The 19832-nt window shown below is 67.6% G+C and carries 16 protein-coding genes; 6 read left to right on the top strand and 10 right to left on the bottom strand.

Annotation, left to right across the window (positions count from 1 at the left end):
- Positions 1-63 precede the first annotated feature (63 nt).
- Positions 64-1629 (bottom strand): ABC transporter substrate-binding protein, encoded by a 1566-nt coding sequence (locus ABZ720_RS06915; protein WP_366554775.1) that lies wholly within the window; start codon positions 1627-1629, stop codon positions 64-66.
- Positions 1630-1825: 196 nt separating this feature from the next.
- On the opposite strand from ABZ720_RS06915, the gene ABZ720_RS06910 reads away from it, so the two are divergent.
- The 3 genes from ABZ720_RS06910 to ABZ720_RS06900 all read left to right on the top strand — a co-directional run bounded on the left by ABZ720_RS06910 (position 1826) and on the right by ABZ720_RS06900 (position 3947).
- A complete protein-coding gene (locus ABZ720_RS06910) occupies positions 1826-2521 on the top strand; it encodes a GntR family transcriptional regulator (protein ID WP_366554774.1) in 696 nt (231 codons plus the stop codon).
- Positions 2518-3546, top strand: a complete 1029-nt coding sequence (locus ABZ720_RS06905) for a histone deacetylase family protein (RefSeq protein ID WP_366554773.1) — start codon at positions 2518-2520, stop codon at positions 3544-3546. The genes ABZ720_RS06910 and ABZ720_RS06905 overlap by 4 nt, the downstream gene beginning before the upstream one ends.
- A 116-nt stretch (positions 3547-3662) precedes the next feature.
- Positions 3663-3947, top strand: a complete 285-nt coding sequence (locus ABZ720_RS06900) for a hypothetical protein (protein WP_366554772.1) — start codon at positions 3663-3665, stop codon at positions 3945-3947.
- 386 nt (positions 3948-4333) lie between these two features.
- Here the strand turns inward: ABZ720_RS06900 and ABZ720_RS06895 are convergent, their stop codons facing one another.
- The 4 genes from ABZ720_RS06895 to ABZ720_RS06880 form a co-directional block, all read right to left on the bottom strand.
- Positions 4334-5224: a LysR family transcriptional regulator gene (locus ABZ720_RS06895; RefSeq protein WP_366554834.1), complete on the bottom strand. Its 891-nt coding sequence runs from the start codon at positions 5222-5224 to the stop codon at positions 4334-4336.
- Positions 5225-5543: 319 nt separating this feature from the next.
- Positions 5544-5648 carry a cytochrome bd-I oxidase subunit CydX gene (gene cydX / locus ABZ720_RS06890; RefSeq protein WP_275821327.1) on the bottom strand — a complete coding sequence of 35 codons (105 nt, stop codon included), beginning with the start codon at positions 5646-5648 and terminating at the stop codon, positions 5544-5546.
- Between the two features lie 16 nt (positions 5649-5664).
- Positions 5665-6813 (bottom strand): cytochrome d ubiquinol oxidase subunit II, encoded by a 1149-nt coding sequence (gene cydB, locus ABZ720_RS06885; RefSeq protein ID WP_366554771.1) that lies wholly within the window; start codon positions 6811-6813, stop codon positions 5665-5667.
- A gap of 5 nt (positions 6814-6818) precedes the next feature.
- Positions 6819-8420, bottom strand: coding sequence for a cytochrome ubiquinol oxidase subunit I (locus ABZ720_RS06880; protein ID WP_366554770.1), 1602 nt, complete (start codon positions 8418-8420; stop codon positions 6819-6821).
- A 256-nt stretch (positions 8421-8676) separates the two neighbouring features.
- On the opposite strand from ABZ720_RS06880, the gene cydD reads away from it, so the two are divergent.
- Both cydD and cydC read left to right on the top strand, forming a co-directional pair.
- Positions 8677-10473, top strand: a complete 1797-nt coding sequence (cydD, locus tag ABZ720_RS06875) for a thiol reductant ABC exporter subunit CydD (RefSeq protein ID WP_366554769.1) — start codon at positions 8677-8679, stop codon at positions 10471-10473.
- A complete protein-coding gene (cydC, locus tag ABZ720_RS06870; RefSeq protein WP_366554768.1) occupies positions 10470-12146 on the top strand; it encodes a thiol reductant ABC exporter subunit CydC in 1677 nt (558 codons plus the stop codon). The genes cydD and cydC overlap by 4 nt, the downstream gene beginning before the upstream one ends.
- 28 nt (positions 12147-12174) lie before the next feature.
- Here cydC and ABZ720_RS06865 read toward each other — a convergent pair whose 3' ends face one another.
- Positions 12175-13428, bottom strand: coding sequence for a M24 family metallopeptidase (locus ABZ720_RS06865; RefSeq protein ID WP_366554767.1), 1254 nt, complete (start codon positions 13426-13428; stop codon positions 12175-12177).
- Positions 13429-13570: 142 nt separating this feature from the next.
- Complete coding sequence (locus ABZ720_RS06860) at positions 13571-14458, bottom strand: HalD/BesD family halogenase (protein ID WP_366554766.1); 888 nt, start codon at positions 14456-14458, stop codon at positions 13571-13573.
- Between the two features lie 150 nt (positions 14459-14608).
- Here ABZ720_RS06860 and ABZ720_RS06855 point away from each other — a divergent pair, with 150 nt between their 5' ends.
- The gene (locus ABZ720_RS06855) at positions 14609-15466 is read left to right on the top strand and encodes a LysR family transcriptional regulator (protein ID WP_366554765.1); all 858 of its coding nucleotides are present in this window, start codon (positions 14609-14611) and stop codon (positions 15464-15466) included.
- A gap of 3 nt (positions 15467-15469) precedes the next feature.
- Here ABZ720_RS06855 and ABZ720_RS06850 read toward each other — a convergent pair whose 3' ends face one another.
- The 3 genes from ABZ720_RS06850 to ribA all read right to left on the bottom strand — a co-directional run bounded on the left by ABZ720_RS06850 (position 15470) and on the right by ribA (position 19825).
- The gene (locus tag ABZ720_RS06850; RefSeq protein ID WP_366554764.1) at positions 15470-16699 is read right to left on the bottom strand and encodes a dipeptidase; all 1230 of its coding nucleotides are present in this window, start codon (positions 16697-16699) and stop codon (positions 15470-15472) included.
- Between the two features lie 228 nt (positions 16700-16927).
- Entirely contained in the window at positions 16928-18541 is a 1614-nt protein-coding gene (locus ABZ720_RS06845) for a trimethylamine methyltransferase family protein (RefSeq protein ID WP_366554763.1), read from the bottom strand.
- A 174-nt stretch (positions 18542-18715) separates the two neighbouring features.
- Positions 18716-19825: a GTP cyclohydrolase II gene (gene ribA, locus ABZ720_RS06840; protein WP_366554762.1), complete on the bottom strand. Its 1110-nt coding sequence runs from the start codon at positions 19823-19825 to the stop codon at positions 18716-18718.
- Positions 19826-19832: the final 7 nt, after the last annotated feature.

The raw sequence follows: 19832 nt of genomic DNA, 5'->3' as shown, positions 1-19832 counted from the left end.
GGAAAGGACGGGGACGACCCCCACCGGCTGCGCTTGCCGCCGGCAGGGGTCGACACGCCGTGATCAGCGGTCCAGCCAGGCGTCGCCGAAGCCGTCGTTGACGCCGATGGCGGTCTGGATCAGGTCCTTCATGTCGCAGCGATAGATCGTGGGGAACTCGATCTCCAAGAGCCAGGCGATCGGCGCGTCCTCGACGATGATCTTCTGCATCTCGCTGTAGATCTCCTGGCGCTTCTCGTCAGGGAAAGCCACCGCCCCCTCGTCCGCCAGTTCGTCGACCCGCTCGTTTACATAGCCCTCGACATTGTTCCACTGGGAGCCCTTGGCGATGTTCGAGGAGATGTAGTTCCGGGTCACGCCCAGGGCCGGATCGCCGTACTGGTAGAGGTAGGTGAAGGCCATGTCGTAGTCCCAGTCGCCCAAGCGCTGGTTCCAGCCGCCGACATCGGTCGCCTCCATGGAGACGTTGAAGCCGGCCTCCTGCATGTTCTGACGCACCGCCTCGGCCCAGCGCTGCCAGGTCTCGCCATAGGGCAGCGGCAGCATGCGGATCTCTTCGCCGTCGTAGCCCGCCTCTTCGAGAAGTTCGCGCGCCTTGTCGGGATCGTAGTCGTAGCGCGGCACGTCGGGCTCGTAGAAGCGCACCTTGGAACTCACCGGCCCGGTGGGCACCTCGCCCAGGCCGTTCCAGATGGCGTCGCGGGCGAACTCGCGATCGATGGAGTAGAGCACGGCCTGGCGCACACGCTTGTCGGACAGCGGTCCTTCGCGGTTGTTCAGCCACATCCAGGCCATGGGGGAGAAGTATTCCCAGCCCCCGCCGGTGATGCAGGTGTTCGGCAGATCGGCCAGGCGCTGCACGTCGAAGTTCTCCACCGAACCGCCGGGCAGCACATCAACGTCGCCATTCTCATAGGCCACGGCCCGCGACGCTCCGTCCGGGATCACGTGCCAGTAGACCTCGTCCAGGTAGGGCAGGCCCTCGACGTGATAGTCCTCGTTGCGCACCAGATGAATGTGCGAGCCCCGCTCCCACTCCGCGAACTTGAAGGGCCCGGTGCCGATGGGATGGTTGTTGGCCGGGTTGTCCTGGAAGTTGGTGCCCTCGTAGATGTGCTTGGGCGTGATCGGCATGGAGCCGACCTCGAAGATGCCCATGAAGGGGCCGAAGGGCTGCTTCAGCGTGAACTGCACCGTGTGGTCGTCCAGCGCCTCGACATTCTCCACATGCTCCAGGGAGACACGCAGGCGCGGATGGGTTTCGGCCAGGAAGTCGGTGACGGAGAAGACCACGTCGTCGGCGGTCATGGGCTCGCCGTCGTGCCAGAGGACGTTGTCCTTGAGATGGAAGGTGTAGACCGTGCCGTCGTCGTTGACCTCCCACTCCGTCGCCAGACTGGGCAGGGGGTTCAGCTCCTGGTCGTACTTCAGCAGGCTTTCATAGATGTTGCCGGCCACCATCTGCGTCGGAGCATTCTGCCAGAGGCCCATGATCAGGCCGGGCGGTTCCGGCTGGATCACGACGTTCGCCGTGCCGCCCCGCTTCGGCTCCTCAGCCAAGGCCGAGCCAGCCGCTGCCGTCACTGCGGCCGCCAATGCCAGGGCGATCGCCCTTTGCCCTTTGGTCATGCTTCGAGTCTCCCTTTTGTGTTTGAAGCCGCCCTGTTGCGCGGGGATCTGTTTAATTCGACCCCCTGCTGCACATAAGACCCTGCCACAGACTGCGACGCAGCACCAAGCAGAAATGTGTCGACAGTCGACGCCTTCGCTCGCTACCCTGGGTAACGTCAGGTTGTGGAGCCAGCACGCAGGGAAACAGCCCAGGATGGCTTTCCAGACCATCGAGCGGCACGGACTGGTGGACCGGGTTGCCGAGCAACTCACCCGCGCCATCGTTACCGGCCGTTTCGCACCCGGCCAGCGCCTGGGCGAAGCGGAGATTGCCCGGCAGATGGGCATCAGCCGCGCCCCGGTACGCGAGGCCGCCCGCCTGCTGGAGCAGCGCGGACTGCTCACCTCCCGCCCCCACCGCGGCTTTGCCGTGCGCCTGCCGACGCTGGAGGAGGTGGACGACCTCTACAGCCTGCGCCTCTGTCTGGAGAGTTTTGCCGGCAGCGCCCTGCTGGCCCGCGGCGCTGCCGCCGATCTCGTCCCCTTGCGCCGCCAGCTCGAACGCCTGCTCGAGACCGCCGAGCGCGGCGATCAAGCCGCCGTGGTCGAGGAAGACCTGCGCTTCCACCTCCTGCTCTGCGAGCTCTCGGGCAACCGCCGCCTGCAGCGCGTCTTCTCGGAACTCACTGGCGAACTGCATCTCGTGATCGCCTTGGTGGGCCAGATCTTCGACGATCCATGCCGCCTGGCCCAGGTTCACTGCCCCCTGCTCGAGGCGCTGGAGGCTGGCGATGGCCCACGCCTGCAACGCGAACTCGATCACCACATCACCGTCGCCTGGAAAGAGGTGCGCGCGCTGTTCCAGCAACGCCTGCAAGAGCCGGCAAGGCCCGGCGAAGGAGAAGCATGAAGGTCATTCACGCCCCCGAACACGGCCGGCACGATCCGCAGTTCTTCCTGGTGCGCGGCATGGCCAAGCCCAGCGCCGAGAAGCCTGAGCGCGCACAAGCCCTGCTGGCCGCTGTGGAGCGCCAGGGTCACGAGGTCCTCACCGCCGAGGCCTTCGGCCCGGGCCCCCGCGCGGCCATCCACACGCCGGAGTACCTGCAGTTTCTCGAAACGGCCTGGGAGGAGTGGCAGGCGCTGGGCGACAGCGGCGGGGAGATCATCGCGAACGTGCATCCCGGCCGGCGCCCGGCCAGCTATCCGCAGCACATCGTGGGCCGCGCCGGCTGGCACATGGCGGACACCGCCTGCCCCATCGGCACCCACACCTGGGAGGCCGCCTGCCGCGCCGCCGACACGGCCGTGCACGGCGCCAGCCTGCTGCTCGACGGGGCCGACGAGGCCTATGCGCTCTGCCGCCCGCCGGGGCACCACGCCTACGCCGACATGGCCGGCGGCTTCTGCTTCCTCAACAATGCCGCCATCGCCGCCCAGCACCTGCGCCAGGCCCACGAGCGCGTGGCCATCCTGGACGTCGACCTGCACCACGGCAACGGCACGCAAGGGGTCTTCTATCGCCGTCGCGATGTGCTGACCGTCTCGATCCACGCCGACCCGGCCCACTTCTATCCCTTCTTCTGGGGTCACGCCCAGGAACGTGGCAAGGGCGAGGGGGAAGGTTTCAACCTCAACCTGCCCCTGCCCCTCGGTAGCGGCGACGAACCCTTCCTTGAGGCCCTGATACGGGCTTTCGGCGCCATCCGGGCCTATGCCCCCGGCGTGCTGGTGGTCGCACTCGGCCTGGATGCCTTCGCCGGCGATCCCCTGGCCGGCCTCGCGGTCACCACCGAAGGCTTCGCCCAAATTGCCGGCGCGATCGCGCGCGAGGGTTTCCCCACCCTGCTGGTGCAGGAGGGCGGCTATCTCACGCCGGAACTCGGGGAGAACCTGGAATCCTTCCTGCAGGGCTTCGAAGGGGCGCGGAAATAGGGGATGCTTTTCAGGAGAGCGCATTCAGGTGTAAGCGACTATCAGCCATCGGACCCAGGGGTGAAACACATTGGGGTCGAGGTATGTCGGCCTGGCGAACTCTTGAGGAGGATAGAATGGCGACCGTCACTGGATACGCTCTCCGCCTTCCGGCCTCGATTATGAAGGAGGTGAAGAAGGCATCCGAAATGGAGGGCACTTCGATCAACCAGTTCATCACCGTGGCCGTCGCAAGGCGATTGGCCGAGCTGAAGACCATGCGCTACTTCGAGGAACGAGCGGCCAAGGCCGATCCCGAGGAGCTCAAGCGGATTCTGGCTACGGCCGGCACCTTGCCGCCGCGGGAAGGGGATGAGATTCCTGAGGGCTGGCTCGAAGACCGCATTGAATCTGAATCATGAGGCTTCGGAGTTTGGACGTGACTCCGATCGCACCAAAAAAAATGCCGGGCCACAAGGGCCCGGCAAGTTGAACAGGGAGGCTTCACGTCTGGGAGACGTAGGACCCAGCAGCGCGAGGGACGCGCCGGAGGGCCCTGTGCCCGGATCGAGATCCGGGCGGGGTTTCCGGCGGGAGGAGCCGGAAACCCGGGGGATGTTGCAACGCAACATCGCTGAGTAGGAATTTGGTGTTTCGGGCCCTCATTGTCTATGCACAAACAAACATTCGGGTCATGCGATGCTCGCATGGCTGACGGAAATCCCGCATCCGGCAGCGCTCTCACGCCTTCAACGCCCGCCAGGCCACCCAGGTTCCGCCGCGCCCACCTTTGCGCGATGCAGCATAATCAGAACTTCGACTGCGCAACCTGCCGCAAAAGGAAGTCGCGGAACACCTCTACGCGGTGGGTTCCCCGCAATTCCTCTGGATAAACAAAATAGGCATCCAGGCGCGGACCTTCCAGCTCCGGAAGGATCTGAACCAGATCACTGCCCTCCTGAATCATGAACTCGGGCAGTCCACCAATGCCGGCGCCCGCCGCCACAGCCTGCATGATCGCATAGACGTTGTTCACCGTGAGCGCCGGCTTGCGCAGGCGGTTGTCGCTGGTGCCGACGCGCAGCAGCCAGTTCACGTCCGGCACGGGCGCGCGCATATCCTGGCCATAGACGATGAGGCGGTGCTTATCGAGATCGGCCGGCTTGTTCGGCAGGCCGTGCTTTTTCAGATAAGAGGGCGCCGCGTAGGCCTGCATGTGCACGGTCAGGAGATGGCGCTGGATCAGGTCGGCCTGGCGCGGCGGCGAAAGCCGGATCGCCACGTCCGCCTCGCGCATAGAAAGGTCCAGTTCCCGGTCATCGAGCAGCAGATGCATCTCGATTTCGGGATAGAGGTCCATGAAGCCGCGCACCCGTGGCGCCAGCCAGGTCGAGCCGAAGGCCACGGTGGTGGTGACCTTCAAGGGGCCGCGCGGCCGCTCCCGACTCTCGGTGAGCAGCGCCTCGGCCATCGACAGCTTGGCGAAGACCTCGTGAGCCGTTCGATACAGCGTCTCGCCCTGCTCGGTGAGGATCAGGCCGCGGGCATGGCGATGGAACAGCGGCACACGCAGGCTGTCCTCCAGCGCGCTGATCTGTCGGCTGACCGCAGACTGGCTGAGATTCAGCACCTCGCCCGCGTGGGTAAAGCTGCCGGCTTCGGCCACCGCGTGAAATATGCGCAGCTTGTCCCAATCCATCATCGCCGTCCGCGCCACGGCGCGGACCTCCCTGTCATGAGAGCAGATCATCCCGAAAACGCAGACGCGGCGCGGTCCGCTTTCAAGGTCGTGACGCTGCTCGACCCTTCCATTCCGAACCGAATTCAGGTGTGAAAACCGAAACCTTGCGGCTCCGATCCCACGCGATCCGGTCCTGGGCGCATATTGCCCCCAGGACGTTAGGCGATGATGGCGGATTCGTGGAAGAAAAACCGCACGAGCAGATGCATTTTTTGCCGACAAGCGGCTCTGCGCTGCATCAAGACCGGGCTGCAGCGCGGATGCAGCACCAATTTACTTAAATGTCTTTCTGCTTGTCTTCGCGCAGTTCCAGCCACATGGCGTTGAGAATGGCAAAGGAACAGGCGAGTCCGAGACCGAGGATCCAGGAAAAGTACCACATGCCGCAAGCGCCTCCTTCAATAGGCGTTGACGTTGGAATCCAGGTCGCGCGTCGTCACCTTGCCGGCGATCACGCGGTAAACCCAGGCGGTGTAGGCCAGGATGATCGGCATGAAGATCAGCGTGGCGATCAGCATGACCCACAGCGTCATGGGACTGGACGAGGCATCCCACACGGTCAGGCTCGAACGCGGGTCCTGCGAAGAGGGCAGCAGGAAGGGAAAGAGCGACAAGCCCGCAGTGGAAATAATGCCGAAGATGCCCAGCGCGGAGGCGAAGAAAGCCAGCAGCGGCCGGCGCGCCAGCAACAGCAGGCCGGCCAGCGCAACGCCGCCGAAGCCGAGGATCGGCCCCGTCAGCATCCAGGGATAGGCGTCGTAGTTGGAGAGCCAGCCGCCCACCACCGTCGCCACCTCCTTGCGCAGGGGATTGGACGGTCCGTCCTGCACCACTTGCGAGACCACCACGTAGCCCTCGACCCAGTAGGCCACCGCAAGGCCGGCCAGAGCGAAGAGCGCCAGAGTGGCCAGCGCCGCAAAGCCGCCGTAGCGCCGGGCGCGCTCTGCCACCGGCGCCTCGGTCTTGAAGGAGAGCCAGGTGGCGCCGTGCAGGGTCATCATGGAGAGGCTGACGAGCCCGCAGAGCAGCGCGAAGGGGTTGAGCAGGCCGAGCAGCCCGCCGTCGTAGAAGGGCCGGAGGTCATCCGAGAAATAGAAAGGCACGCCCAGCAGGACGTTGCCCACCGCAACGCCGGTGATGAGCGCCGGCACTGCACCGCCCACGAAGAGCCCCCAGTCCCAGAAGGTCCGCCAGCGCGAATCCCCGACCTTGGAGCGGAACTTGAAACCCACCGGCCGCAGGATAAGCGCGGCCAGCAGGAGGAACATGGCCAGGTAGAAGCCGGAGAAAGAGACGGCATAGAGCGGTGGCCAGGCCGCGAAAATCGCGCCACCGCCCAGGATCAGCCAGACCTGGTTGCCTTCCCAGACCGGCCCCACCGTATTCACCACGATGCGCCGTTCGTCATCGGTGCGGGCGACGAAAGGCAGGAGCGTCCCCGTGCCCAGATCGAAGCCGTCCATGACCGCAAAGCCGATCAGCAGCACGCCCAGCAGCAGCCACCAAATCAGCCGCAGCGTGGGATAGTCGAGCGGGATCAGTTCCATGGCGCTCACTCCTTATAGGCGGCGGTGGCGTGGCGCAGGCCGGGTCCTTGCGGGCCGCTGCCTGTAGCGGGGCTGCCCTGCTGCGGCTCGGGCTCCGAGGGGCCCTTGCGGATGTAGCGCAGCAACAGCCAGACATCGACGATGGCCAGCAAGGTGTAGAAGGTCACGAAGCCGGTGATGGTCGCCACCAGATCCCAGACCGAGAGATCGGAGACAGCATAGAAGGTCGGCAAGACGCCTTCGATGATCCAGGGCTGGCGACCGTACTCGGCGACGAACCAGCCAAGTTCGACGGCGAGCCAGGGCAAGGGCAGGCTCCAGAGCGCGATGTGCAGGAACCAGCGATTGCGCTCAAAGGCCCCGCGACTCGAGAACCAGAAGGCCACGGCGAAGAAGGCGATGAAGTAGAAGCCCAGCGCCACCATGAGCCGGAAGCTCCAGAAGATCGGCGCGATGTGCGGCACGGTGTCCAGGGCCGCCTGGGCGATCTCCTCGTCGTTCGCCTCAAGGATGTCCTCGCGGTAGCGCTTGAGCAGCAGGGCATAGCCGAGATCGGCCCAGTGTTCGGCCAGCAGCTCGCGCGCCGCCTCGTTCTCCGCATCCGCGCGCAGGTCCAGCATGGCCTGATAACCGACCAGGCCACTGCGCACCTGGTCCTCCGCCCGGTCCACCAGATCAACGATGCCAGGAAGCTCCTGCGTGAAGGAACGGGTGGCGATCAGGCCGAGGGCGAAGGGCACCTGCACCTCATAGCGATTGCTCTGCGTCTCCTGGTCCGGCAGGGCGAAAATGGTGAAGGGCGCCGGCGCGTCCTCCGTGTGCCACATGCCCTCCATGGCCGCGATCTTCATCTTCTGATGCTCGGTGGTGACGTAGCCGCTCTCATCGCCCAGCACGACGACGGAAAGCGCCGCGGCCAGCCCGAAGCTCGAGGCCACGGCCATGGACCGCCGTGCCATGGCCTGGTGACGGCCGCGCAGCAGAAAGTAGGCGCTGACCGACATGACGAAGATCGCCCCGGTGACGTAGCCGGCGCTGACCGTATGCACGAACTTCGCCTGGGCCACCGGATTGAAGATGACCGCTATGAAGTCCTCGATCTCCATGCGCATGGTGTCGGGATTGAAGGTCGCACCGACGGGATACTGCATCCAGCCGTTGGCAATCAGGATCCACAGCGCGGAGAAGTTCGCGCCCAGCGCCACCAGCCAAGTCACCGTCAGATGCCCCAGCTTGGACAGGCGATCCCAGCCAAAGAAGAAGAGCCCGATGAAGGTGGCTTCCAGGAAGAAGGCCATCAGGCCCTCGATGGCGAGCGGCGCGCCGAAGATGTCCCCGACATAGTGGCTGTAATAGGACCAGTTCATGCCGAACTGGAACTCCATGACGATGCCGGTGGCGACCCCCATGGCGAAGTTGATGCCGAACAGCGTGCCCCAGAAGAGGGTCATGCGGCGCCATACCTCGCGCCCGGTCATGACGTAGACGCTCTCCATGATCGCCATGATGAGCGAGAGGCCGAGCGTCAGCGGCACGAAGAGAAAGTGGTACATGGCTGTCAGCGCGAACTGCAAACGCGACAGGGCCACGACATCCATGTCGATCATGGCGGATTCGTCCTTTCGCACACCCGCGGGGACGCGAGCTCGAGAGAGGTAACGCTCCCCGGCGGCAGTCTACTTGACATACGTCAAGTTTCAGCGAGGCGCTTTGCCGCAGATCGTTGCCACCTCTGCGTAGCCTACCATAACGATAGGCGGAACAAAGCCCTCTCGCACTACCGCGCAGCAAGGAGTCCTTGCAAGCCGCAGCCCGGGCTGATCCTCTGCCGGGCAGCCGGGCACACTCTTGAGTCGGGATGACATGAGCGACCTGCCGCCGCCGGAAAGCCTCGAGGGCCGCCGGCTTTCCCCCACGGAACTCAGCGATCCGGACCTCGGCCGGCGCAACGGTGCCTGGCTGCGTGGCTGGGCACGGCCGGCGCGCGGCGCCCTTGCCGCCGCCGTGGCCTGCGGGGCTCTGGGCGGACTGCTGTTGATCGCCCAGGCCTTCTTGCTCGCAGCGGCGATCCATCTGGTCGTGGTGATGCAGCGCGGTCCCGAGGCGCTCTGGCCCCTGCTCGCCGCCCTCCTGCCGGTGATCGGCTTGCGCGCCCTGCTGCACTGGGCCGGCGAGCGCGCCGGCGCCCGCGCCGCCACCCTCGTCAAGCAGCGCCTGCGTCGTGCGGTCTTCGAGGCCATGCTGCAGCGCGGCCCCGGCTGGCTGCGCGAACACCGCAGCGGTGCGCTCGCCAGCGCGCTGATCGAACAGATCGAGGCCTTCGACGGCTACTTTGCCCGCTACATGCCGGCCCTGGCCCTGGCGGTCTTCCTCCCGGCAGCGATGGTGGTGGCCATCCTGCCGCGCGAGCCCATCGTCGCCCTGCTGCTGCTGGCCACGCTGCCGCTGATCCCGCTCTTCATGGCGCTGGTGGGCATGGGCGCCGCGGCCGCCAGCCGGCGGCAGCTCCAGGCGCTCACCCGCATGGGCGGCCACTTTGTCGAACGCCTGCGCGGCCTCGCCACGCTCAAGCTCTACGGCCGGGCGGAGGCCGAACTGGAGGAGGTGCGCCGAGTCACCGATGGCGTGCGCAGCCGCACCCTGGCCGTGCTCCGCATCGCCTTCCTGTCCTCAGCGGTGCTCGAGTTCTTCGCGGCCCTGGCTGTCGCCGGCGTGGCACTTTATCTCGGCCTCAGCTACCTCGGGCTGCTCAATCTCCGCTCGACACCGCTCAGCTTGGAGGTCGGCCTCTTCTGCCTGCTGTTGGCCCCGGACGTCTATCTGCCGCTGCGCAACTTGGCCACCCACTACCATGACCGTGCCTCGGCCCTGGCCGCGGCGGAGGAACTGCGCACGCTGCTCGACAGCGACCTGCCGCAAGCCCCGGCAAAACACCCGGAAGCTCCCCTGGCAGCAGCCCAACCAGGCCGACCGCTGCCGCAACCGGACGCCATCGGCCTGAGCCTCGACGACGTCACCCTGCGCCTCGGCGCAGGCGAGCGGATTGCCCTCGACGCGGTGAGCTTCAACGTCGCACCCGGAGAGATCCTCGCCCTGGCCGGCCCCAGCGGCTCCGGCAAGACCACCGCGCTGGAGGTGATCCTGGGCCTGCGCCAGCCGCAGCAAGGCAGCGTGCTCTGGAACGGCGTCCCGCTCGCAGAGCTCGACCCGGCGAGCCTCCGCGCCCGTCTCGCCTACATGAGCCAGCGGCCGCACCTCTTTCATGGCTCGCTGGCCGAGAACCTCCGGCTCTTCGACCCCGATGCCAGTGACGCGCAGGTGGAGGCCGCGGCCCGGGCGGCCGGCGTGCTGGACTTCGCCGCCGAGCTGCCCCACGGGATGGACACACCGCTGGGCGAGCGCGGCTTCGGCCTTTCCGGTGGCCAGGCACAGCGCCTCGCCCTGGCGCGTGTCTTCCTGCGCCAGGCTCCCCTATTGCTGCTCGATGAACCGACCGCACACCTCGACCGCGCCACCGAGGCAGCGCTGCTCGCGCGGCTGGCCGCTCATGCGCGCGGGCGCACCATGGTCATCGCCACGCACAGCCCGGCCGTGATCGCCATGGCCTCACGCGTGCTGCATCTGGCCGAGGGCCGCATCGTCGCGGAGGAGCAGCGATGAAAGATCTCCTGTTCTTCCTGCGCCTGGCAGCCCGGCGGCGATTGGGCTGGATGCTTGCCGGCGCCCTGCTCACCTTCTCGACACTCTTGGCCGGGACCGCCCTGCTGACGCTCTCGGGCTGGTTCATTTCCGCAGCCGCCCTCGCCGGGTTGGCCGGGGCGGGCGCCGTCTTCAACTTCTTCGTCCCCTCGGCCGGCGTGCGCTTCTTTGCCATCAGTCGGATCCTCTCGCGCTATGGCGAGCGGCTGGTCACTCACGAAGCCACGCTGCGCGTCCTGGCCGATCTCCGAGTCTGGTTCTTCCGCAAGGCCATCCCCCTGGCCCCTGCCCGCCTCGGCGGCCTGCGCAGCGGCGAGGTCGTGGCCCGGGTCACCTCCGACATCGAGGCGCTGGACAACCTCTATCTGCGCGCCGTCGCGCCGGCGGCGGCAGCGCTGCTGCTCACCCTGCTCGCCGCGGGCTTTCTCGCGCTCTACGACCCGCGCCTGGCGCTGGTGCTGCTCGCGGCCATGGGGATCGCCGGCGTGGCCGTGCCCCTGCTGATCGCGCGCCTGGCACGCCGTCCGGGCAAGGCCCAGGCGCGCGCGGCGGCTGAATTGCGCGGGGCGGCACTCGATGGCCTGCAGGGCGCGCCGGAGCTACTGGCCCATGGCGCAAGCGATGCGGCTGCCAGCGCCCTGGAGTCGGCAAGCACGCGCCTCTCCGCCGCGCAAAGGCGCCAAGCGAGCCTCGGCGGCCTGGGCGGGGCATTGATCCTTTTCACCACCGGCCTGGCCCTGGTGCTACTGCTGCTCATCGCGGCCCAGGCCGTGGCCGAAGAACGGCTGAGTCCGCCGCTGCTGGCAATGGCGGCCCTGTTGCTGCTGGGCGTCTTCGAGGCCGCCGGACCGCTTGCCCGCGCCTGCCAGTCCCTGGGCCAGACACGCTTCGCCGCGCGGCGCCTGCGCAGCCTGGCCGAGACGGAACCGGCCGTGCGCGACTGTGAGTCTCCGCAGGAATTACCGCCCGGCGGTGACCTCGCCTTCGAGCGGGTCAGCTTCGCCTACGGCCCGGACGCACCGCCGGTGCTCCACGACCTCTCCTTGACGGTGACCGAGGGTGAGCGGGTTGCGATCCTCGGCGAAAGCGGCAGCGGCAAATCCACCCTGGCCCATCTGCTGCTGCGGCTTTGGGACCCGCAGGCCGGGCGGGTGCTGCTGGCCGGCACGGACATCAGCCATGTGCGCCAGGCGGCGCTGCATCAGCGCATCGCCTTTCTCTCTCAGGACACGCCGATCTTCTCCGGCAGCCTGCGCGAGAACTTGCTGCTGGGCGACCCCAAGGCGGAGGAAGCCCGGCTTTGGGAGGCACTGGATCAGGCGGGTCTGGCGGACTTCGTGGCGCAGCTTCCGGAGGGTTTGGAAAGTTGGGTCGGAGAAACGGGCGTCAATCTATCCGGCGGCCAGGGGCGACGCCTGGCCCTGGCCCGGGCCCTGCTCAAGCCCTCGGCGATCCTGCTGCTGGACGAGCCGACCCAGGGGCTCGATGCCAGCGCCGAGCGGGCCTTTTTCACCACCCTGGCCCAGGCCGCGCGCGGGCGCACGCTGGTGCTGATAACTCACGCGCAGGACCTGGAGGGCTGTGTGGAACGAGTCTACCGCCTCGATCGGGGCCGCTTGCAGCCGGCGCCGTGACCCGGGGCGCCGGCTGCCGAACTGCGGCTCAGACCACCTTTTCGAGCAGCTGTTCGTCGAAGGGGTAGCGCGAAAGCAGTTCGATGCCGCTCTCGGTGATCAGCACCTCCTCCTCGAGCTTCACGCCCTCGGGTCCGTCCACCTCGCCGATGTAGCTTTCCACCGAGACCACCATGCCCGGCTCCAGCACGCCGTCGCCGGAGAAGCTGTCGAAGTCGAGAGAATGGGCGACCAGCGGCGTCTCGCCGTGCATGCCCACGCCGTGGATGATCGAGGGGTAGCGCCGGTCGAGGAAGCGCTCGGGAATCTTCCAGGCGCTTTCGGCGATCTCGCGGTAGGACTTGCCCGGACCCAGCAGGGCCATGTTGTGGTGCACCTGCTCCCAGGCCATGGAATAGAGGCTCTTCTGGTAGCCGCTCGGCCGGCCCGGGCCGCAGAAGAAGGTGCGGGAGAAGTCGGAGTAGTAGCCGTTGACGCCGATGGTGTCGGTGTCCATGGCCACCAGCTCACCCGGCCGGATGCGCCGGTCGCTGGCTTCGGCGAACCAGGGATTGGTGCGCGGGCCCGAGGACAACAGGCGCGTCTCGATGAACTCGCCGCCGCCGGCGATCACCTCGCCGTACATGGTGGCGAAAAGCTCGGTCTCGCTCACCCCCGGCCGGATGCGCCGGGCCATGGCGTCGACAGCCGCTTCGCTGGAGGCCATGGAGAGCGCGAGACAGGCGACCTCATCGGCGGTCTTGATGCGCCGGGCGTGCAGGATGTGCTGCTGGCAGTCCTCCACGGTCACGCCCTCGGCTTCGAGCGCCAGCGCCAGGATGTGGGAGCAGCGGTCGAGCCCGACCTTGCCGCCGCCCTGCTGCTTGAGCAGATCGGCAATCTCCTGCGCGAAGGGCTGTGCCACCGCGCCGTCGCGCTGGTTGACCGAGGACCAGACGACCTTGGAAGTGCGCGACTCGTCGATGGTCTCCAGGCAGGTGGAGATGTGGGCGCTGCCGGGGTACTCGAAGAGGATCACCGGACCTTCGAGCGGCACGTAGATGTAGCGCGTGGAGTTGCGCAGGAAGTAGCCGAACATGTTGCGCGAGCCGGTGGCGTAGCGTTGGTTGTAAGGATCGAAGAGCACCACCGCCGCATAGCCCTGCTCGGCCATCATCACGCGCAGCCGCGCAAGGCGCTCCGCACGCAGGCGCACCGGGTCCAGGGCGCTGGGAATGGCATCGCTGGCAAAAGCCGGCCCGCTGGGCACGACGGAGGGGCGGTCGGGTCGGGGATGGGTCACGTTCGTCTTTCTCCTACGGCAAGGAGCCCCCAGGCGCCGGAACGGCTGCGGGGGCTGAAATCTGTCTTTCTCGAAACCGCGACAGCGTCGGCGCCAGCATCCCCTTCGGATGCCGGCGCCGGCGGCCGTCGCTTGTGTCGCGTCAGTCGGCCAGGCTGTCGCTGCGCGCCGGTCCGTCGGCGGTCTCCGCCTCGTGGATCGGATGCAGCCGGCCGAAGATGCGCTTGGTCCGCGCTGCGCGCGCGATCATGCCCGGCTCCCGGGCGAAGCCGAAGATCACCGTGTGGCGGTCCTTCTCGCCGCCGACGCGGCTGACCCGGTGCAAAGAGTAGCGCCCGAAGAAGATCTGCAGGTCGCCGGGCTTGAGCTGCAGCGTCTTCACCGGCCCCTCGTCGCCGTGGAGCACGCGGCCGACGGCCTCGTAGTTCTCGCTCTCGGTGGAGCGGATGTTGGGGGCGTACTGGAACAGCCCGCCCTCTTCCGGCTCCCGGGTCATCATGGAGACCACGAACTCATTGGTGTCGTAGTGCCAGGGGTGCTGGCAGCCCGGCTTGAGCACGTTGATCACGAGCCCACCCAGCGGGTCAGCGTACTCGTGGAGTTCCTCCACGCCCATGGCGCGCTGCACGAAGCGCTGAAAGGCCGGGTGGTGGTAGAGCTGGCGGATTGCCGTTTCCTGCCCGATCAGATCGCCGCCCACGAAGCCGTTGGAGCGGTCCATGAAGAGGTTGCGCGGGTGATCGGCCGGCAGGTCGGAATCACCGTCGCTGCTGTAGGGATTGGTCTGGGTGTCGTTGATGTGCGCGCCCGGAGCCAGGCGCCGGGTTTCCTCGCCCATGGCGCGCAGCGCCTCGGGGTGCACGAAGCCCGGCAGAACAGCGCAGCCGTCGCCGGCAAGGCTGGCCCGGCAGCTTGCGAGGAGCGCCCGGCCTTCCGGACTGTCCAGGCGGTCCAGCGGATAGCGCTCCAGGTCGATCAGCCCACCGAGGTCCACCTCGGCGGGCGCAAGTTGTCGGTCTTCAGCGAGCATGGCGGTTGAACCTCCCAAATCGTTCCAGCAAAGGACGGCCCCCGCAGGGGCCACTGTTCTGGAGATGAGCCTAGGCCCTTGGGATCAATGAGTGAAGCGATTAGTATCAATAGCATTGATAAGCATCACTCATAGAAATGGGGCCTTTCAATGGACGTGGACCTTCTGCGCGCCTTCGTCGCCGTGGCCGATTCCGGCGGGTTCAGTGCCGCGGCCCGGGTGCTGAACCGCACGCAGTCGGCAGTCAGCCTGCAGATCAAGCGCCTCGAGGCGCAACTGGGTGCGCCCCTGTTCAACCGCACCAGCCGCCAGGTGGTACTGAACGACGCCGGCGGCACCCTGCTGCCCTATGCCCGACGCCTGCTGCGCCTGCAGGAGGAGGCGCGCGACGCCATCGGCCGCAGCGGAGACATGGAGGTGCTGCGCCTGGGTCTGCCGGACGAGCAGGCCCAAGCCTACCTCGCCGACCTGCTTGCCCCCTTCGCGCGCACGCACCCCGACGTCCAGCTCTCCATCTACTGCGACCGCAGCGACCTGCTGGTGGAGCGCTTGCTGGACGGCCTGCTCGACCTGGTGCTGGCAATCCGACACGATCCGGCCTCCGGCGGCGAGCACGTGGCCAATGAACCCCTGGTCTGGGTCGGTGCCGAGACCCTGGCGCTTTCAGCCCGGGCACGGGTCCCCCTGGCGGTGCATGCCGAAGGCTGCCCCTATCGTGCCGAGGCCGTCAGCCAACTGGGCCGGCGCGGACGGCGCTGGCACGTCACCTTCACCAGCCAGAGCCCGACAGGCATCAATCTCGCCATCCAGGCCGGCCTCGGCATCACGGTCAAGGCCGCCCGCTCGGTCCCCGAGGGCTGCCGCGTGTTGGGCGAAGCGGAAGGACTGCCGCCGCTGCAGCCGGCCATTGCCGAACTGCACCGCAATCCCGCCACCACCTCGCTCGCAGCCGATGCCTTGGCGGAGCAACTCGTTGGTGCGGTGCGCGAGCAGCAGGCGGATCCGTAAAGCCTATTCCTCAGCCTCGGCCGGCGCCTCGAGGGCGCGCAGGGCCGTGGTGCTCACAGCCCCGTCGCAGATCTCCGCGGCCACTTCGCTGTTGCCGCCCGGCAGCACGGTGCCGAAGAAACGGCAGGCGTTGCGGCCGGCGAAATCGCGCGCCCAGTCCGCGCTGAAGGGCTCGGAACGGTGGCGCATGATTGCCGTGAGAACGTCCAGATGCCCCACCTCCACCAGCGGCGTCACCGAGCCGTCGTAGTCGGAGCCATAGGCGGCGTAGCGACTGGGCTCGAGATCGAGCGCCTCCGCCATCTCCGCAACATGGGCCATGATGTCGATGATGCGCCAGACACTGGGGCCGACCGCCTGGGGCCAGAAGCCGACGCCGAGCAGCCCTTCGGCGTTCACGATGGCCTCCAGTTCCTCCTCGCTGAGGTTGCGGGCGACCCGACAGGGCGGCTCGCACTCGGACTGGATCCCTGTGTGGGAGATGGTGAAGGGCTGCTGCAGCAGGTCGAGGGCGTCGCGGATGCCGGCGTGCGAGAGATGCGCCAGGTCCACCCCCATGCCCAGGCTCTCGGCCTCGCTCAAGGCAATGCGCCCCTGGGCCGTAAGGCCATCACGTTCGCAGCCCTCGTTCGAGCCGCCCAGGCTGTTGTCGAAACGATGCACCGGCGCGAAGAGGCGCACGCCGGCCTCGAAGAGATCCTGCACCTCGCGGCGCACATCCTCCGGCGTGGCGTCGGAGGCGATCCAGTGGGCGCCCTCCACACCCAGGATGCCGCCCACCACGGCCTGTCCGGCAGCCCGGTCCTCCACCAGCTGGCGCAGGTCCGCGGCGGTCTCAATCAGGCGCAGCTCCGGCCCCTCCTCCTCCAGGGAGCGGGCTGCCGCCTCCTTGAAGCGTTCCACCCGGGCATAGGCGCGGTCGCGCACGTCAAAGACCGGCCGCCCATGCAGCAGGGCCAGCAGTGCGGCGCGGTCGGGCGCGCGCGGGGTCACGCAGTTGTTCCAGGGCAGGACGACGGGACTGCGGGTGACGATGGTGAAGACCTGCAGCGCCACGTTGCCGTCCATCAGGCGCGGCACGTCCACATGACCGAAGAGCGAGCGATGCAGGGGATCGCGCGCCCAGTTCAGGGTGTCGGCGTGAAGGTCGGCAATGAAGAGCGTGCGGTGGAAGGCCCGGTCCTCGGGCGTGGGTTCCGGCGCCTCGGGATCGACGCCGTAGGGATTCATCATCCGGTCGTAGCGCCCGGCGGCATAGTAGAGCCAGGCGGCGTAATCCCGATAGGCGAGATGACCGGCCCAGACGGCCCAGACGACGACAACGATCCACAGAAACTTTTGCAGCGCTCCCGGCCCCCTGCGTGGTTACGGCTGGGCATCAACATGGGGACGGACGGGCGGATATGCAAAGAAGCGGCGCCGCGGGTGCTTTCAATCTGGCCCGCGGCGCCGATTCATCTCTCAGGTGAAGGCGTCGGGCACGGCGGCCTTTTTCTCGGCAATGAAGGCCTGCAGGGCCTCGTCCACACCCGGATCGATCGCCGGTGCCTCGTAGGCTGCCAGCCAGTCCTTCCACTGCTTGTTGGCCCGTTGGGCGGCGGTCTGGCCGCCTTCGCTTTCCCACTGCTCATAGGAGTTGTTGTCGGCGAGCGAGGAGCGCCAGAAGGCGGTCTGGAAGTTGGCCTGGGTGTGGCTGCAGCCCAGGAAGTGCTTGCCCGGCCCGACCTCGCGGATGGCGTCCATCGCCTGGCCGTTCTCGCTCATATCCACGCCGTTGGCCATGGCGTGCAGCATCGAAAGCTGGTCGATGTCGAGCATGAACTTCTCGTAGGAGGAGACCAGTCCACCCTCCAGCCAGCCGGCACCGTGCAGCACGAAGTTCACCCCGCCCAGCAGGGTGGGCAGCAGGGTGTTGGCCGTCTCGTAGGCGGCCTGGGCATCCACCGCCTTGGAGCCGCAGAGCCCGCCGCCGGAGCGGAAGGGCACGCCGAGCCGCCGGGCGAGCTGGCCCATGCCGTAGAGCACCAGCGCCGGCTCCGGCGTGCCGAAGGTGGGCGCACCCGACTGCATCGACATGGAACTGGCGAAGGAGCCCAGCACCACCGGCGCGCCCGGCCGAACCAGCTGCGCCAGCGCCATGCCGGCCAGGGATTCCGCCAGGGTCTGGGTCATGGTGCCGGCCACCGTGCAGGGCGCCATGGCGCCTGCCAGGATGAAGGGCGTGCAGATCACCGCCTGGTTGTTGCGGGCATAGACCTTGAGCGCCCCCACCATGGTGTCGTCCCAGACCATGGGGGAATTGGCGTTGATCAGGGAGATCATCACCGTGTTGTCGCGCACGAAGTCCTCGCCGAAGAGGATCTTCGCCATGGCCACCGCATCCTCGGCCCGCTCCGGCGCCGTCACCGAGCCCATGAAGGGCTTGTCGCTGTAGCGCATGTGGGCATAGAGCATGTCCAGGTGGCGCTTGTTCACCGGCACGTCCACCGGCTCGCAGACCGTGCCACCCGAGTGGTGCATCGCCGGCGCCATGTAGGCCAGCTTCACGAAATTCTGGAAGTCCTCGATGGTGCCATAGCGTCGGCCCTGGTCGAGGTCGCTGACAAAAGGCGGGCCATAGACCGGCGCGAAGACCGTGGCATCGCCGCCAATCTGCACCGAGCGCGCCGGGTTGCGGGCGTGCTGTGTGAAGGTCTGGGGCGCATTCTCGCTCACCAGTTTGCGGCAGAGTCCGCGCGGGAAGTGCACCCGCTCCCCCTGAACGTCGCAGCCGGCGTCCTTCCAGAGCTGCAGCGCCTCCGCGTCATCGCGGAACTCCAGCCCCACCTCCTCCAGCACCGTATCCGCATTGTGCTCGATGATCTCCAAGGCCTCGGCGTTCATGACCTCGAAGCAGGGAATCTTGCGCAGGATCTGCCCGAGTTGCTCGCGCGCGCTGCCGCGCCGTGCCGCCCGGCGGGTTTCCGCCCCGCCGCGGCCTCTGCGGCCCCCGCGCCCTTCTTCGCTTGCGCTTGCACCTGTGGCTCCGGCGGGGTCTTCCGCGCCGGAGGTTGCAACGAGACTCTGATCGGTCATCGCCGTCCGCTCCGTGAAAAGGAGAATGTCACTGGCGGGGGACCGACACGGGTCCGTCCACCGGCCTGCCTCCTTTTCCGCCGACAGCAGCGGCCGGGCTTGCGTTTCTGCGACAGCCATGACCGCATCCGCGCCTTGCCGGCCGTGCGCTCCCCAATGCTGGTGGAACGGTGCCTACAGAAGATGCCCGAAACGGCGGGCCTTGGTGTCCAGATAGTCTTCGTTATGGCCATTGGCCGGGAAGCTGTGCGGCACCCGTTCCACCACCGTCACGCCGCTGGCGGCCAGGGCCTCGACCTTGAGCGGGTTGTTGGTCAGCAGCCGCACCTGTGCCACACCGAGCTGGCGCAGCATCTCGGCTGCCGGGCGGTAGACCCGCTCATCGGCATCGAAGCCGAGCTGCTCGTTGGCATCCAGGGTATCGGCGCCGCGATCCTGCAGTGCATAGGCCCGTAGCTTGTTGACCAGGCCGATGCCGCGGCCCTCCTGCGCGAGATAGAGCAGGATGCCACCGCCCTCCCGCTCCATCAGGTCGATGGCACCGCGCAGCTGGTCGCCGCAATCGCAGCGCAGCGAGCGCAGCAGGTCGCCAGTAAAGCATTCGGAGTGCAGCCGCGTGAGCACCGGTCCCGAGAAGTCGGGCTGGCCCACCAGGATCGCCAGGTGCTCCCGCCCGCCATCGGCCGGACGGAAGGCGACGATGCGCGTGCCCTCGGCGTCGAGCAGCGGCACGGCGGCCTCAGCCACCTGGGTCAGGCGGGCACTGGCCTCCTCGCGGAAACGCCGGACCGCCGCTTCCTCCACGCTCAGGCGCTCGCCGTCCTGCGAGTCCGGCATCACCAGGGCCGCGGGCAACAGCCGCGCGGCCTTCAGCAGCTCCAGCATCGCCTCGGCCCCTTCGGGCGGTCGCAGCGAAGGCGGCAGTTCCGCAACGGCGCGCTGCGAACGATGCAGCGGATCGGCCAGCGCGGCCAGGTCATGCGCGCCCAGCTCGCGCGCCGACAGCGCCACGACGCGTGCGTCCTGCGGGTCCAGCCCCAGGTGGCGCGCGCGGGTGGCGGTGAGCAACAGCATCGGGCTTTCGCCGGCGCCGGTCGCATGGGCGAGCATCGAAGGGTCGAGGCCTTCCAGCGGCGCCAGGAGCCACGGCTGCCCGGCCTGCGGGACGAAGCGTAGCGGCCGGCCGCTGCGCAGCTCCGCGAGTGCCCGCTCCACCATGGCCAGGTCCCGCTCATCCATGGCCGATGGCGCGGTGGGATCGGGGTCGACAAGAGCTTTCTTCATCACGTCC

Origin of the sequence: Aquibaculum sediminis (genome assembly GCF_040712085.1) — a bacterium.
In the GTDB taxonomy this organism is placed as follows: domain Bacteria; phylum Pseudomonadota; class Alphaproteobacteria; order Kiloniellales; family DSM-21159; genus Aquibaculum; species Aquibaculum sediminis.
The sequence above is the reverse complement of the archived record's forward strand: the minus strand, read 5'-3'. Positions and strand labels throughout refer to the sequence as shown.

What these genes read in the sequence shown, in the direction of transcription:
- ABZ720_RS06910 (WP_366554774.1), top strand. Translation starts at nt 1,826, where the DNA reads ATGGCTTTCCAGACCATCGAGCGGCACGGACTGGTGGACCGGGTTGCC.
- ABZ720_RS06860 (WP_366554766.1), bottom strand. Translation starts at nt 14,458, where the DNA reads ATGCTCGCTGAAGACCGACAACTTGCGCCCGCCGAGGTGGACCTCGGT.
- cydX (WP_275821327.1), bottom strand. Translation starts at nt 5,648, where the DNA reads ATGTGGTACTTTTCCTGGATCCTCGGTCTCGGACTCGCCTGTTCCTTT.
- ABZ720_RS06900 (WP_366554772.1), top strand. Translation starts at nt 3,663, where the DNA reads ATGGCGACCGTCACTGGATACGCTCTCCGCCTTCCGGCCTCGATTATG.
- cydC (WP_366554768.1), top strand. Translation starts at nt 10,470, where the DNA reads ATGAAAGATCTCCTGTTCTTCCTGCGCCTGGCAGCCCGGCGGCGATTG.
- cydD (WP_366554769.1), top strand. Translation starts at nt 8,677, where the DNA reads ATGAGCGACCTGCCGCCGCCGGAAAGCCTCGAGGGCCGCCGGCTTTCC.
- ABZ720_RS06905 (WP_366554773.1), top strand. Translation starts at nt 2,518, where the DNA reads ATGAAGGTCATTCACGCCCCCGAACACGGCCGGCACGATCCGCAGTTC.
- ribA (WP_366554762.1), bottom strand. Translation starts at nt 19,825, where the DNA reads ATGAAGAAAGCTCTTGTCGACCCCGATCCCACCGCGCCATCGGCCATG.
- ABZ720_RS06880 (WP_366554770.1), bottom strand. Translation starts at nt 8,420, where the DNA reads ATGATCGACATGGATGTCGTGGCCCTGTCGCGTTTGCAGTTCGCGCTG.
- cydB (WP_366554771.1), bottom strand. Translation starts at nt 6,813, where the DNA reads ATGGAACTGATCCCGCTCGACTATCCCACGCTGCGGCTGATTTGGTGG.
- ABZ720_RS06855 (WP_366554765.1), top strand. Translation starts at nt 14,609, where the DNA reads ATGGACGTGGACCTTCTGCGCGCCTTCGTCGCCGTGGCCGATTCCGGC.
- ABZ720_RS06845 (WP_366554763.1), bottom strand. Translation starts at nt 18,541, where the DNA reads ATGACCGATCAGAGTCTCGTTGCAACCTCCGGCGCGGAAGACCCCGCC.
- ABZ720_RS06895 (WP_366554834.1), bottom strand. Translation starts at nt 5,224, where the DNA reads ATGGATTGGGACAAGCTGCGCATATTTCACGCGGTGGCCGAAGCCGGC.
- ABZ720_RS06850 (WP_366554764.1), bottom strand. Translation starts at nt 16,699, where the DNA reads ATGATGAATCCCTACGGCGTCGATCCCGAGGCGCCGGAACCCACGCCC.
- ABZ720_RS06915 (WP_366554775.1), bottom strand. Translation starts at nt 1,629, where the DNA reads ATGACCAAAGGGCAAAGGGCGATCGCCCTGGCATTGGCGGCCGCAGTG.